Origin of the sequence: Clostridium putrefaciens, from assembly GCF_900461105.1 — a bacterium.
GTDB classification, from domain to species: Bacteria; Bacillota; Clostridia; order Clostridiales; family Clostridiaceae; genus Clostridium_L; species Clostridium_L putrefaciens.
Genome location: NZ_UFWZ01000001.1, coordinates 798,690 through 813,833 on the forward strand (window position 1 = coordinate 798,690; position 15,144 = coordinate 813,833).

General features: G+C 31.1%; 13 protein-coding genes and 1 other annotated feature. Of the genes, 6 read left to right on the plus strand and 7 right to left on the minus strand.

The features are described from left to right. Window positions 1-62: 62 nt before the first annotated feature. Complete coding sequence (leuS, locus tag DY168_RS03460; protein ID WP_115640499.1) at window positions 63-2,519, minus strand: leucine--tRNA ligase; 2,457 nt, start codon at window positions 2,517-2,519, stop codon at window positions 63-65. Between the two features lie 70 nt (window positions 2,520-2,589). Then, window positions 2,590-2,794, minus strand: a binding site (T-box leader). Window positions 2,795-2,990: 196 nt separating this feature from the next. Here leuS and DY168_RS03465 point away from each other — a divergent pair. Continuing rightward, window positions 2,991-4,361 (plus strand): ISNCY family transposase, encoded by a 1,371-nt coding sequence (locus DY168_RS03465; protein ID WP_115642401.1) that lies wholly within the window; start codon window positions 2,991-2,993, stop codon window positions 4,359-4,361. Between the two features lie 296 nt (window positions 4,362-4,657). On the opposite strand, the gene DY168_RS03470 is transcribed toward DY168_RS03465, so the two are convergent. Beyond that, window positions 4,658-6,208 carry a S41 family peptidase gene (locus DY168_RS03470; RefSeq protein ID WP_115640500.1) on the minus strand — a complete coding sequence of 517 codons (1,551 nt, stop codon included), beginning with the start codon at window positions 6,206-6,208 and terminating at the stop codon, window positions 4,658-4,660. Window positions 6,209-6,423: 215 nt separating this feature from the next. Continuing rightward, a complete protein-coding gene (locus DY168_RS03475; protein WP_115640501.1) occupies window positions 6,424-6,984 on the minus strand; it encodes a class IV adenylate cyclase in 561 nt (186 codons plus the stop codon). Between the two features lie 165 nt (window positions 6,985-7,149). On the opposite strand from DY168_RS03475, the gene DY168_RS03480 reads away from it, so the two are divergent. Then, window positions 7,150-8,187, plus strand: a complete 1,038-nt coding sequence (locus tag DY168_RS03480; RefSeq protein ID WP_115640502.1) for a nucleoid-associated protein — start codon at window positions 7,150-7,152, stop codon at window positions 8,185-8,187. An 86-nt stretch (window positions 8,188-8,273) separates the two neighbouring features. Here DY168_RS03480 and fba read toward each other — a convergent pair whose 3' ends face one another. From fba to DY168_RS03495, 3 genes are all read right to left on the minus strand, one after another. Beyond that, a complete protein-coding gene (gene fba / locus DY168_RS03485; RefSeq protein ID WP_115640503.1) occupies window positions 8,274-9,203 on the minus strand; it encodes a class II fructose-1,6-bisphosphate aldolase in 930 nt (309 codons plus the stop codon). A 152-nt stretch (window positions 9,204-9,355) separates the two neighbouring features. Then, window positions 9,356-9,736, minus strand: a complete 381-nt coding sequence (locus DY168_RS03490) for a DUF4363 family protein (RefSeq protein ID WP_115640504.1) — start codon at window positions 9,734-9,736, stop codon at window positions 9,356-9,358. Window positions 9,737-9,745: 9 nt separating this feature from the next. Beyond that, the gene (locus tag DY168_RS03495) at window positions 9,746-10,423 is read right to left on the minus strand and encodes a DUF421 domain-containing protein (RefSeq protein WP_115640505.1); all 678 of its coding nucleotides are present in this window, start codon (window positions 10,421-10,423) and stop codon (window positions 9,746-9,748) included. Window positions 10,424-10,563: 140 nt separating this feature from the next. Here DY168_RS03495 and DY168_RS03500 point away from each other — a divergent pair, with 140 nt between their 5' ends. From DY168_RS03500 to DY168_RS03515, 4 genes are all read left to right on the plus strand, one after another. After that, window positions 10,564-12,222, plus strand: a complete 1,659-nt coding sequence (locus DY168_RS03500) for a nucleoside kinase (RefSeq protein ID WP_115640506.1) — start codon at window positions 10,564-10,566, stop codon at window positions 12,220-12,222. 49 nt (window positions 12,223-12,271) lie between these two features. Beyond that, on the plus strand, window positions 12,272-12,952 hold the full coding sequence (sdaAB, locus tag DY168_RS03505; protein ID WP_115640507.1) for an L-serine ammonia-lyase, iron-sulfur-dependent subunit beta: 681 nt from the start codon (window positions 12,272-12,274) through the stop codon (window positions 12,950-12,952). A gap of 1 nt (window position 12,953) precedes the next feature. Next, window positions 12,954-13,829 carry an L-serine ammonia-lyase, iron-sulfur-dependent, subunit alpha gene (gene sdaAA / locus DY168_RS03510; RefSeq protein ID WP_115640508.1) on the plus strand — a complete coding sequence of 292 codons (876 nt, stop codon included), beginning with the start codon at window positions 12,954-12,956 and terminating at the stop codon, window positions 13,827-13,829. 137 nt (window positions 13,830-13,966) lie between these two features. Further along, complete coding sequence (locus tag DY168_RS03515) at window positions 13,967-14,434, plus strand: hypothetical protein (protein WP_115640509.1); 468 nt, start codon at window positions 13,967-13,969, stop codon at window positions 14,432-14,434. Window positions 14,435-14,450: 16 nt separating this feature from the next. Here DY168_RS03515 and pssA read toward each other — a convergent pair whose 3' ends face one another. Continuing rightward, on the minus strand, window positions 14,451-14,963 hold the full coding sequence (gene pssA / locus DY168_RS03520) for a CDP-diacylglycerol--serine O-phosphatidyltransferase (RefSeq protein WP_115640510.1): 513 nt from the start codon (window positions 14,961-14,963) through the stop codon (window positions 14,451-14,453). Window positions 14,964-15,144: the final 181 nt, after the last annotated feature.

Consider the following 15,144-nt stretch of genomic DNA (forward strand, 5'->3'; position numbering starts at 1 on the left):
TAAAATAAATATTATATAAAATATTTTATAATAGTAATTATTGTCTGTCAAGATAGAAAGCATTATTTAACAACTATATTAACAAGTCGTCCTTTTATAACTATTACTTTTAAAATAGACTTTCCTTCTATAGAAGACTTTACATCATTGTCACTTAAAGCAGCTTCTTTAATTAAATCTTCAGATAAGCCAGAAGCTATATTTATTCTAGTTTTTATTTTTCCGTTAACTTGTATAGCTATTTCTATTTCGTCTTTTATTAAGGCTTTTTCATCTAACACAGGCCATTTTTGATTAAACACGGAATAGTCTATGTCTGAATCCTTTATTTTATATAAAAGGTTCCATTGTTCTTCAGCAAAATGAGGGGTAAATGGGGCTATAAGTTTTATAAAATCTGTTAATGTATCTTTAAGTAAACTTAGATTTTTTTCTGTTTCATTCATATATTTAGATAAAGCAGTGGTAAGTTCCATAATTCTTGCTATAGCGGTATTAAACTGAAGTATCTCTGAGTCGGTGGTAACATTTTTTATAGCAAAATGTCTCCAGTAGTTTAATTCCTTTTCGGCTTTATCCATAGTAGTTTTGTCTTCTATGTTATCTTCTATAGCTTCTCTTGCAGAATCAATAACTCTTTCCATTCTTTCAACAAATTTAGCTATAGATTTAAGACCATCATCACTCCAAGCGCCACCTTCAATATATGAGAATCCAAACATTAAATACATCCTAAATACATCAGATCCATATTCACTAATATAATTATCAGGTGATATGGTATTTCCTTTAGATTTACTCATCTTTTGGCCATCAGGTCCTAGTATTAAACCTTGATGAGTTAATGATTTAAACGGTTCATCAAAGTTTAGATAGCCCATATCTCTTAAAGCCTTAGTTATAAATCTAGCGTAAAGAAGGTGCATGCAAGCATGTTCAGGTCCACCAACATATTTATCTACAGGTAAGATTTTATTTATCTTATCTATGTCAAAGGCCTTTTCACTGTTATTAGAGTCTGCATATCTTAAATAATACCAAGATGAACATACAAAGGTATCTAAGGTATCAGCTTCTCTTTTAGCAGCAGCGCCACATTTTGGGCAAGTTGTATTTATAAATTCCTCTGATTTAGCAAGTGGTGACTTTCCATCTGGAGTAAACTCCACATCATAAGGTAATATCACTGGAAGCTGATCTTCGGGAACAGGGACAGTTCCACAATGTTCACAGTGAACTATAGGAATTGGAGCACCCCAATATCTTTGCCTTGATACAAGCCAGTCTCTTAATCTATAATTTGTTTTTAAAGATCCAAGATTTAAAGATTCTAACTTAGATACTATAGCGTCTTTACCTTCTTTTGTTGTTAAACCATTAAACTCTCCACTATTTATCATAGTTCCATGTTCAGTATAAGGTAATTCTTTTCCACCTTCTATAACTCTTTCAATAGGAAGATTATACTTAGTAGCAAAAGAAAAGTCTCTTTCATCATGGGCTGGAACAGCCATAACAGCACCAGTACCATAGGTTGCAAGGACATAGTCACCAATCCAAATAGGAACCTCTCTACCGTTTATAGGATTTATTGCATAGGAGCCACTAAATACTCCTGTTTTATCTCTAGTTATAGATTGTCTTTCAATTTCAGATTGTTTTTTAGCTTGAATTTTATAAGATTCAACTTCAACTTTATATTTATCTAATGTTAAGACATCCACTAATGGGTTTTCAGGGGCTAAAACTACATAGGATACTCCAAAAAGCGTATCAGCTCTAGTTGTGAATACTCCAAAGCTTAAATCTGAGTCTTTAACCCTAAAGGTTACTTCAGCCCCAGTAGATTTACCTATCCAATGTTTTTGCATTGATTTTGTTTTTTCAGGCCAATCTAGGGTATCTATATTTTCTAATAACTCATCTGCATAATCAGTTATTTTCAAAAACCATTGAGTTAATTCTTTTTTTGTAACTTCTGTTTCACATCTTTCACAAACACCATCAACTACCTGCTCATTTGCTAGCACTGTATTACAGCTAGGGCACCAATTTACAGGAGCTTTTTTTCTGTAAGCTAAGTCTTTTTCAAAAAGTTTTAAGAAAAGCCATTGAGTCCATCTGTAATATAGAGGATCAGAAGTTACAACTTCATGATCCCAGTTAAACATTGCACCCATAGATTTTAATTGTTCTTCCATGGTTTTTATATTTTTAACTGTAGAATCCTTAGGGTGTATACCTGTTTTTATTGCAAAGTTTTCTGCTGGAAGTCCAAAGGCATCAAAGCCCATGGGCTGGAATACGTTATATCCTTGCATTCGCTTAAGTCTTGCCCAAGAGTCTACAGGACCATAGTTAAACCAGTGACCAGCATGTAATTTACTACCTGAAGGGTAAGAAAACATCTCTAATACATATAGCTTCTCTTTTGAACTATCTTCATCAAACTTATATAAATTAGTATCTTCCCATTTTTTTTGCCATCTTTTATCTACTGAAATATTATATTTAGCCATTTGAATTCCTCCTTGAATATATGATTTTAGATTTATATATTTGGGAATTAAAAAAAGCCCTCATCTCTTATAAAGAGACGAAAGCATATTCCGCGGTACCACTCTGATTAGGCTATAATAAAATAACCTCTCTTAAAAAGATAAGGGATTTACCCTGCTCGCATTTCCTCAAGCTTACTCCTAGGCGAGTTCATAAAGTTTATCACTGTTTTTCACCAAACAACAGCTCTCTTTAGACTAAACTAATTATTACTACTCCTAATCATTGCATCTTTGTTTAATTATACATGCTATTATAAAACACTTAGATGAATAGGTCAAGACTATTAAATGTTATTTCATATGCTTATGATTCATTTATGATAATGTCTTAATATACCACATTTGATTATGTCCCAAATACGAAAACATTGTATAATAAACCTCATGACTAGAAATGAGGTGCTGATAATGAGAAAGGTGAATTTAACTATGGAAGAATTGGATAAGTACTCTACTATAAAAAGGTTAATAGAAACGGATGGTAATAAAAACCGAGCATCTATTGCTCTCAATTGTTCAGTTAGGCATATTAACAGAATGATTAAGGGATATAAAGAAAGTGGAAAGGAATTCTTTATTCATGGTAATCGAGGGCGAAAGCCCGCACATACTATTGATGCTAATACAAAGCAGTTAATCTTAGATTTATACTGCACTAAATACTGTGAAGCTAATATTACTCACTTCTCTGAATTGCTAAAAAAACACGAAAATATAACAGTTTCTACTAGCACCATTCATTCTATCCTTATACAGAAGTTCATCCTGTCTCCTAAGGCGAAGCGTGCTACAAGAAAAAGAATCAAGGCTGAATTAAAAGAACTACAAAAATCAACTAATTCAATAAAAGAAATTGCTAAAATCCAAAGTTCCATAATTGCTGCCGAGGATGCACACCCTAGACGTCCAAGATGTGCTTATTCAGGCGAAATGCTCCAAATGGATGCTTCGGTACATCTTTGGTTCGGTAATGAGAAAAGCCAGTTGCATATCGCAGTAGATGATGCTACTGGAATTATTGTAGGGGCTTATTTCGATTCACAAGAAACTTTAAATGGCTACTATCATGTACTATACCAAGTACTTACTGACTATGGTATTCCCTACATGTTATTAACCGATAGACGTACTGTATTTGAATATAAACAAAAAAGATCCCCTTCAGTTGAAGAGGATACATTTACACAGTTTAGCTATGCATGTAAACAATTGGGTATAGAAATTAAAACCAGTAGTGTTGCACAAGCCAAGGGACGCGTAGAAAGAATGTTTCAAACGTTACAATCACGCCTCCCATTGGAAATGCGACTAGCTGGTATAAACACAATTGAGCAAGCAAATGAATTCTTAAACTCCTACATAAAAGAATTCAATGCTCAGTTTGCATTACCTATTGATAATATCAAATCTGTCTTTGAAATACAACCAGATATTGAAAAAATCAACTTAATGCTTGCTGTATTAACAAGTAGGAAGGTGGATAATGGAAGTTGTATCAAATTTAAAAAGAATTACTATTTACCTGTTGATTGCAATGGATATCCTATACATTATCGCAAAGGAACAGTCGGAACGGTAATTCAATCATTTAATGGCGAAGTCTTCTTGTGTGTAGACGAAAAGGTTTATGCACTAGATTTATTACCTGGGCATGAACTTTCCTCCAAGAATTTTGATTTAGCTGTTCCAAACGCCCAACCTAGAAAACGCTACATACCACCAATGAGTCATCCTTGGAAACAAGATTCATTTGAGCAGTATCTAAAGAAACAGGCTCACCGTAACAATAATGTAGCATAGGAACACTAAAAATATGCTTATTTTAGTCCTTTGAAAAACACAACCTTCAAAGGTTTATTAATTGAACCCAAAAATAATCTTTCAATTTTCATGAATAAAAAGTTTGAAGCCTACGGCTAAAATATATTTGGAAAAACTTCAAATCTACTGGGTAATCTTTTAACCGCTTTGCACAACATTCATTAAATAACCAAAACTAATAACTAAAACTAATATAAAAAGCACCAGAAAAAACTGGTGCTAATGTTTTTAATATTTTGGGACATTTTCAAAAATGCTTGACAGACTATTAAATGTTATTTCATATGCTTCATTGAAGAGATATTGTATCTTTCGCATAACTTAAGGACTCTATCAAGTGCATCACTACTATTTACCCATATATCTGGTTCAAATCCTACTCCATCCATATTAGTATCGGTATTCTTAAATGCGATACCAGTTCCAAATCTTAAAATAATATTAGAATTAGGAAGGCTAAACTCAGAGGTATCTGGTACTAGGAGGCATCCTCTTGAATTAGATCCTACAAAAATTATATTTTCTATGTTTCTAAGATAGCTTAAGAATCCTTCTGAGGCTGAAGCTACATCATCATCTACTAAAACAAAAACTAGATTTTCGTTTTCATACCATTTCCCGTTAAATAAATATGAATCCCAATATCCATAATCTTCATTATTAATGCTACTATTTATCTTAATTAATAGTTCTTTATCAGAACTAAACTTCTCAATATATTTTTTATAGGCCCAAAGCTTTGCCTTACTATTCTTTTTCCCTACACTTTGGGTTATTTCCATATCCTGGCCCATGTAAGCATTTAACCACTTTTTCCATAAGGATTCAGCGCCACCAATATTTCCTCTTAAATCAATAATTAATACTTTATTTTTATTCAATCTTTCAGCACTCTCTACAAAATCATATAAACTATTGTCATTAGGGTTTGTTGGTCTCATACTCATAATTTTTAAGATAGGAATATTATCTAAAGTTTTCTCAGTTACAGAGGCTTCAGGTGTTTTATTAGCTTTTAGGTTTCTTTTTAAATTAACAATTTTATCGATAGTCTCATTTGTTTTATTATTTGTGAGACTTATGTTTAGGGGATAAATATCTCCACTATTATTTAATAACATGCCAATTGAATAGGCCAATTCTCCATCTTTAGTTATTGTAGATTTCATATATTTATCCGAAGGCTTTTCATCAATAGATGTTGCATACCACTTAGTATTGTTAATAGTGGTATAATACCCCTTAGTATCTTTTCTAAATATATAATCTTCATTATATACATAGATGGAGTTTTTGTTTATATTAATAGATGAATTAGAAATACTGAAATGACCATCATTTATAAAACTCAATTCCTCTAATAGTAGTTTTTTAATATCATCATATTTTATATTTTCTATATTAGCCAATTCATTTAGAATTTCATTTTCTTTTTTTAGAAAAACTCCATCTCCGCCGAAATATTCATAAGGGCCATATACATATTTAAGTAGTTTAAACGTATATTCAATATCTTTATTAGCTTCATTTAGAGTTAAGATTTTGTTTGAAATGTTCTCATTTACGTATTTATAGTTTGTAAGTTCTTCTAAATCTTCATTTGTAAATATCTCTTCATTTATATTTTTATTTTCCATATATTTTGAGATATCTAAAGGAGTAGAGTTAGATACGTTAAACTTTCTTTCTTCATTAATATTGTTTATAAAATCATAAAAGGCTACTTCTCTTTTTCTACTTTTGAAAATATAAAATGTTGATATGATAAATATTGATATAATAATAGATACAATTGTGAATATTAGTAGCCTTTTTTTTAGTTTCAAAATAATCACCTATCTCTCAATTTTTATTCTATAAATAATTATAGATGTGTAATTAAAAAGTTGACCATATATAATTTATGGGTAGATTAAGGACTCGAACCATTATGTAAATAAGTGGAATTTGAACTCCCCACCTTGATATAAGGCTAGATACCATAAAAGGAGTATTGTGTCCTGAACCTGAAAATACCGATCCAAGTCCCATAGGATAAAAATTAGATTCCTAAAGGAGATTTAGGCGTTATACCCTTATCATTTAATATGTCGTATATAGTTTTTGAAGAGGTATCTTCCATGGTATAACCTAAAAGTTCTACGACTTCTTTTAACTCTTCTTCAGTAGAAGTTTCAACTTCTATATATGGAAAAGGGCAAAAAGATTCATCATTTATATCGATTTCGATTAAAGAATTTTTATATTTATAACTTTCTCTGTACTTTTTTACAGATCCTACAAGTTCAAGGCCCAAAGATTCAAATAATTTAATGGCTTCATCGCCATCACTAACTTCTATTTCAACTTCTTCCATGACCTTAAATTTATCTTGGCTTATCATTTTCTTTGTGGTCATATAATATGTAACCTTATTATTTAATAAATCTTCTACAAACCTCACTCTAGCGTAACCCTTTTTAGCTAAGAGAGTTTTACTTGGGAAATCAAATAAGTTATTTACTTGATTTTCACATTTTACATTTTCTAAATTTAAATTTTTAATTTTATTTCTTATTTCATCTAAATCAATGTCTAATATTTTAGTTTCTAGTTCCTTCATTGTTATCAACCTTCCTTTGTTTAAAAGTATTACATATTATGATATAATACTTTATTGTAAATATCTATATTTTTATGGGAAATAAAAGAGTCAATGAGTCTTTATATAAGATGAAAAGATTTTCATTTGAAAAGCATAATTAAAATATACTAGGTTGGTGAATACATGGAATATATTAATGATATACACATAAATGAGGCTATAATACACATTCTAGACAATAATGCTGGGGAGCCACTGCTTAATTCTTTTATTTTAGATTTAAACGAAGAGATATATAAGTTTTTATTAAAACATATGGAAAAGCTCTTAAAAGATGAAGAGCTTAAGTATGCTGTATTTAATTCTGGAAGAAACATAGTTAAAGAGTCAACACAAGAATATCTAAATGGAGAAAATGATATAGTAACTATATCCCACGACATTGCAAATCAACTCTTCACATTAATGAAATCTAATGGGAATGTGCCATCTTGCGACCTTATAGTGGTGTCAATATCCACAGAGTACAGTCCAATGCTTGCCATATTGAAGATGGATTATATAAAAAACTATGTGCATAAAATAGACTTTAAAGAAAATAACATAGACATAAATATAGTATCTCAAACATCAGGACTTCCATCTAGCGGTCAAAAGATTCAAAAGTGTGCTTTTATTAAGCCAATAAGACAAGATGAAAAGTTTCATCTTATGGTTTTAGATAAACAGAGTAAATCTAAGGAAAAAGAGCAATATGGATCTAACTATTTTATTTCCAATTATTTAGGCTGTAGCCTTGTAGATAATGAAAGAGATATGACTAAAAACCTATTAAATGCAACAGAAACCTGGACTAGAAATAATGTAAGTGAAGATGCAGGTAAGGCAGAAACAATAAGAACTACTGTAAAAAAGAAGTTACGAGAAGAGGAAACTATTAATGTTGAAGATCTTTCTACTGAACTATTTAAAGAAGAGCCTTTAGCAAAAGAAAGTTTTATTCAATTCGTAGAAGCTCAAGGGCTAGAGGATACAGTAACTATAGATAAACAGTGGGTAGATAAAAAGCTTAAACGAACAAGGCTTAAAATAGATAAAGACATTGATCTTTATTTAAGTGAAGAGGCTTATCATGATAAAGATAGATTTGAGATTAAGAAAAATGGTGATGGAAGCATCAATATAGTTATTAAACATGTAATTAATTATATAGAAAAATAGTAACCTATAGAAAAGTAGAAGCAAAGTTATATAAAAATGGTGGTACTCACCCTTAAAGGTAGTACCACCATTTTAGTTATTGATTATTATTTATTCATACTGTCAGTAGAGCCTAAAACAAATTCTATTTTATCTTCTACTGTTTTTTGTACTGCGCTTCTTCCAGCACCTAAATATTTTCTTGGGTCAAACTCTTTTGGATCTTCTCCAAAAGTTTTTCTTACAGCAGCAGTCATTGCAAGTCTTAAATCTGTATCCATGTTAATTTTGCAAACAGCCATAGATGTTGCTTTTCTTAACATATCTTCAGGAATACCCTTTGATCCTGCTATGTTTCCACCAAATTCATTGCAAGTTGCAACAACTTTTGCATCTACAGCTGAAGCACCATGAAGTACTATTGGGAAACCTGGTAATTTCTTTTGGATATCTTCTAGTATATCAAATCTTAATTTAGCTTCTCCTGCAAATTTAAATGCTCCGTGGCTTGTGCCTATTGCTATAGCTAAGGAATCTACACCAGTTCTTTTAACAAAATCTACAGCTTGATCTGGGTCAGTATATACATGAACGTCGCTCTTAACGTCATCTTCAACGCCTGCAAGAACACCTAGTTCAGCCTCTACAACAACTCCACGGCTATGTGCATATTCAACAACCTCTATAGTTTTTGCAACGTTCTCCTCATAATCATAATGAGAACCATCAAACATAACAGATGTAAATCCACTAGCTATTGCAAGTTTAACTGCATCTAAGTCTGGACCATGATCTAAGTGAAGCGCAACATCTACACCAGTTTCTTTTACAGACGCTTCTACCATTGCCTTTATATATTCAGGACCTGCATACTTAATAGCTCCAGTTGAACATTGAAGTATTACAGCAGAGTTTTTAGCTTTAGCACCTCTCATTACTCCTTGAACTATCTCCATATTGTTAATATTGAAAGCTCCTATTGCGTATTTGCCTTCATAAGCTTTTTTAAACATTTCTTTCGTTGTAACTAATGCCATAAAAAATACCACCTTTCATTAATTAAATATATAAGTCTGGGGACCTAAGACGTCCCACTGGGACTTTTGAATATATACTCATTATAGAACAATTTTCAAAAAAGTTCTATACTTAAATTATAAACTATTTGTATAATTTTAAAAGCATTTAGCTAAAATATGTTCTGAAGATTAATTTTTTGTAGTTCTTCTATGTGATTTAAGTAAAACTTTACTACATGAAGGCTTGCTAAAGACTCCTCTTTATTTTCCCATTTTGTATATTGAGTAAACTTATAAAGTTCATTAGACATATTATCTAGTTCTTGATGATCTATGAAAATTGATAATGTCTTAGAGTCTTTTTGAACTTTATGAAGAAAGTCTAGGCTATCTTCATAAATATTATTCCACCTTTCATCAGATATATCTTCTTCAAGTTTGTCACAACATTCAAGAAGTGACTTACAGGTTTTATTTAGATATACTATAGAAAAGCTCATAGATAAAATCATTACCACAAATAGTGAGAAGGATATAATCATGTTCTTCATAAAATGTAATCACCTTTCTTTCATTAGTTGATAAAAGAACTCTCCTTTTGAATCCATTAATGCAATAAAAACTTCTTTTTCTGAGTTAATGTTGTTTTTAGTTAGAATATCTTTTATCCACTTTTTATCCTTTTTGTAATAGTCAAGGCCATCTTCTTTTATTTCACCATTACAAATTAAGAGTACAGGTAGACTTATTTGCTCCTCCTTTATATTTAAGTCTTTTCTCTTTACGTTATTATATTGATATTTGTTTATAACGGACATTTGACCATCAGTTTCAATTAAAGCATAGGCTATCTCACTTATGTCCAATTCACCTTTTATTCTCAATTCTTCCAAAAGATCATTTATACTTAGTCTTTGATTTTTTAATTCATCTATGTTTACTTTACCATTTTTTATAAGTATACTTGGTCTTCCATCGATTAAGCTTCTAAATTTATCGCTTTTAAGTTGTATTTCTGAAAGTACTACCTGCAAGATCAAAAGCGTTATGATAGGTATTATTCCGTGGATTATAGGTATTCCAGCATTTTGCATAGGCAAAGCAGCAAGCTCAGATACCATAATTGTTATAACAAGTTCAAAGGGTTGCAGTTCACCTATCTGTCTTTTACCCATAAGCCTCATAGTTATTACAACAAAGACATATAATATTATTGTTCTAAAAAATACTATAAACATTTAAGCGCCTCCTTATATATATGTTGTCAAAAAATATATAAATTATAAGCTATATGCAAAAACAAATTTTATGAAGTATAATGGTACTTGAATTTAAGATTAGATTTAAGATTAAATATAAGCTAAAGGGGAATCAATATATGGGAGATATAAACTTGTGTTTTATTGATGGAAAAGAAGCTTTAGTTGAAAGCGGAACAATTATAAAAAAGGTTATTGATACTTATAAATTAGACTATACAAAAGAAGCGTTATTAGCTAAAATAGATAAGGATTATTATGAACTTAATACTAAATTAGAAAAGGGCGGAAAGTTCGAAGTAGTAAAGCTAGATAGCGATATAGGAGCGAAAACCTATGCTAGGAGTCTCCAATTTGTTATGATAAAAGCAGTCTATGATCTATTTAAGGGATCAAAAGTAAATATAGAACATTCTCTTAGTAAAGGGATATTTGTGGAGGTTGCTAAAGAAGATCCTTTAAGTGAAAAGGATTTAATAGCTATAAGAAAGAGAATGCAAGAGATAATAGATAATGATATTCCTATAAACAAGATTTCTGTTACAAAAAAAAAGGCAACAGAAATATTTGAGTCTTATGGCATGGAAGATAAGCTTAGACTTCTTAGACATATAAATAATGAAGAGGTAAAGCTATATGAGCTAGATGGTAGATATGATTATTTTTATGGGCCAATGGTATATTCTACAGGTGCTTTGCAAATGTTTGAGCTAATTTATTATAAGCCAGGGTTTATATTAAGATTTCCAGAGTCAAAGAATCCTAAAGTGATACCTAAGTTTATAGAACATAAGAAGTTATCAAAAATATTTGCTGAAACAGAACATTGGAATAACATTTTAGAAATTGGAGATGTAGGAGCTTTAAATGATAAGGTTAAGGGTGGAAACATTTTAGAGCTTATACGGGTTGCAGAAGCTCTTCATGAAAAAAAGATAGCATATATAGCTGATATGATAAGTGAAAAAGAAGAAGTGAAAATAGTGCTTATAGCGGGTCCCACATCATCAGGTAAAACAACATTTGCAAATAGACTTGCAATACAGCTTAGAGTAAATGGTCATATACCTATTCCTATATCCTTAGATGATTACTTTATTGACAGGGAACTTACACCTAAAGATGAAAATGGCGATTATGATTTTGAATCTATTGAAGCCTTAGATTTAGAACTTTTTAATAGGCATCTAAATAAGTTGTTAAAAGGAGAAGAGATAAGTGTACCAACTTTTGACTTTAAGGAAGGAAAAAGAAGGTGGACAGGAAACAAAGTAAGTATGCCTAAAAATGGAATCATAATAATAGAAGGGATACATGGTCTTAATGATAAACTAACTAAAGGGGTAGATTCTAATAATAAGTTTAAGATATATATAAGTGCTCTTACGCAGCTAAATATTGATAATCATAATAGAATATCAACAACAGATGTTAGGATGATAAGAAGGATTGTAAGAGACCTTTTATCAAGGGGTTATAGTGGAGAAAATACTCTTTCGATGTGGAATTCTATAAGAAGGGGAGAAGAAAAGAATATATTTACCTTTCAAGAAGAGGCAGATGTTATGTTTAATTCTACCCTAGTATATGAACTGTGCGTGCTTAAAAAGTATGCAATAGAAGAACTTTCAAAGATAAACCAGGATAGTCCTGTATACTATGAAGCATTAAGACTTATAAGTTTTTTGAATTTCTTTAAAGAAGTAGATACAAATATGGTGCCGGAAAGCTCTATATTAAGAGAATTTATTGGCGGAAGCTGTTTTTATAAGTACTAGAAAGATATATTTATAGATTAACTAAAGATGAAGAGGATAAGGTGATTACATGAGTAGATTTGGAGTTTTCGACATACTAGGGCCAATAATGATAGGTCCATCTAGTTCGCACACAGCAGGGGCTGCAAGACTTGCAAAAATAGCTGCAATAATATCAGGACCTGAAATAAAAGAAGTGGTATTTTTGCTACATGGGTCTTTTGCTAAAACTTATAAAGGTCACGGTACAGATAGAGCTCTAGTTGCTGGAATATTAGGTATGGACCCTGATGATGAAAAGCTTCGATACTCTCTAGAAATAGCAACAACAAAGAATATTAAGGTAAGTTTTAGAGAAGCAGATTTAGGAGATGTTCATCCTAATACAGTTAAGCTTTTAATTAAACTTAAAGATGATAATTTAGTTACAGTTATGGGTTCATCTATAGGTGGGGGCAATATAATTATATTAGAAGTTGATGAAGAAAAACTTGAATTTACAGGGGAGTATCCAACTCTTATAGTTAAGCATATTGATGCTTTAGGCTTAATTTCAAAGGTTACTTCTTTAATATATGAAGAGGGAACTAATATAGCATCTATGAGTGTATTTAGAAGTAAAAAGGGATCAGAAGCTACTATGATATTTGAAACAGATAATATAATACCTAAAAGTGCAATAGAAAAGATAAAGGCAGTAGAAAATGTTATAGGAGTTAGAGCAATTAACCCAGTAAAGGAAGGTGAATAATATGTTTGCAAACACAGGAAGAGAATTACTAGAAATATGTGGCACAGAAAACATAAGTTTAAGTGAATATGCTATAAGATTCGAGATGGAAAAGTCAGAAATGGATAGAGAAACTGTGATGAATAAAATGTTGAAAAATCTTAAGGTAATGGAAGAATCGGCATCTTATGGATTAACACATGTAACAAAGTCTGTAAGTGGACTTATAGGTGGAGATGCCTTTAAGGTTAATGAGTATTTAAAAAAAGGGAATTCCTTAACAGGTAATATTATGGGCAAAGCTATGGCAAGAGCACTATCTTGTTCAGAGGTTAATGCATCCATGGGTAGGATAGTAGCTTCACCTACAGCAGGCTCTTGTGGAATAATTCCATCAGTTATAATAACTGCTGGAGAAGCTTTAAATAAAAGTGAAGAAGAAATGGTAATAGGGTTATTTGCTGCATCGGCAGTAGGTCTTATAATTGCTCAAAATGCTACTCTTTCAGGTGCAGAAGGTGGCTGCCAAGCAGAATGTGGGTCAGCGGCAGCTATGGCAGCAGCAGCAACAGTTGAAATGATGGGTGGAAGTCCAGCTATGAGTCTTCATGCAGGAGCAATTGTAATAAAAAACATATTAGGGCTTGTATGTGACCCAATTGCGGGACTTGTAGAAGTACCTTGTGCAAAAAGGAATGCATCAGGTGCTGTAAGTGCTTTAGCAGCAGCAGATTTAGTAATGTCGGGGGTAGAAAGTAAGATACCTTTTGATGATACAGTAATAGCTATGTATAAGATTGGTAAGAGCATGCCTTGTGAACTTCGGGAAACCGCATTAGGTGGTCTTGCAGTTACACCTGCAGGTATAGAACTTAAGAAACAAATTCTTGGAGAATAATATAGATAGAAGTGGCACATAGATTTAAAATTCCTCTAGCTTTCTAGAGGGATTTTAATATTAAAAAGGATTAAGTAATTAACGCAAATAATAAGCAATATATTTATAATAAGAGTATTTGAAAAGCAGGTGGTATATTGGGTAATAGATCTTTAATAGAAAGCCATTATGCAGATATGAATAACTTAGTAGATATACTTTGTAAGCTTGTAACCTCCTATAGGGCTATGGTAGGTGGTGCTCATGAACTAAATGGAGTTGCATTAGTAGAAAAAAAGCAAATAAAAGAAGCTTTGAAAACTGCTGATGAATTAAATGATTTAATTAGAAATATAATCGATACATTAGAATGTTGTGAGGATTGTTATCTTGATTATTGTAAAATTAAATCTCAGGTATTGAAAAGTAAAATTAATACACAATATATTTTAGATGAAATAGATGATAATTATGAGTATAAAAATAACAATGAAGGTATGGGAAAAGTAAGATTTCCAGAGCTTCGTTTAAAAGGTAGTGGGGTAAAGGGTAGTAAAGAGGGAAATGAAAATAGAGCCCAAAAGGGAAACGAAAAAAAAGATATTACTGACACTAAAGAAGAGTAGTAATATCTTTTTTATATTATATTTTCTTTATTTTTATAGTACTTATCATTAAATAAGATAATACAGACATTAAAAGTATGGGCAAAATAAAATTGATTTCACTTTTTAAAGTTAAAAGACCGAATATGGCCATAATACAACCTGCGGCTGTAATAGGTATACCTGAAAAGAATCCTTTAAATTCTACTGAATTAAATTTAGCGAGTCTATATGCACCACAAATTGGGAAAATTATCAATAGAGCATATCCTAAGATACCTAAATTAATAAAGTTGTACATATTATAAGCTAACATAGATGGCGCTACTCCAAAAGAGACAAGATCTGATAAAGAATCTAGTTGTTTACCAAGATCACTAGACACATCAAGCATTCTAGCTATTGTACCATCATACCTATCTATTAAACCAGCTATGATTATGAGGATACAGGCTAATTTATAGTCACCTCTAAAATTCATTAATAAAGACATGATACCAAAACCTAAGTTTGCAAAAGTAAACAAATTAGGCAAAAAACTTTTTTTCATAATTAATCCTCTCCTAAAAACTTATATGAATACTTAATAAGTATAGCTTAAATCTTTCTTTTTGGCTATAATTTTTGTAATATACTAATTTCCATATAGTTATTACTTAAACTATTAACTGATTATTAATAATAAAGGACGCAAATTTTAAGACATATGAATCCGTAAAATTCATATTGTC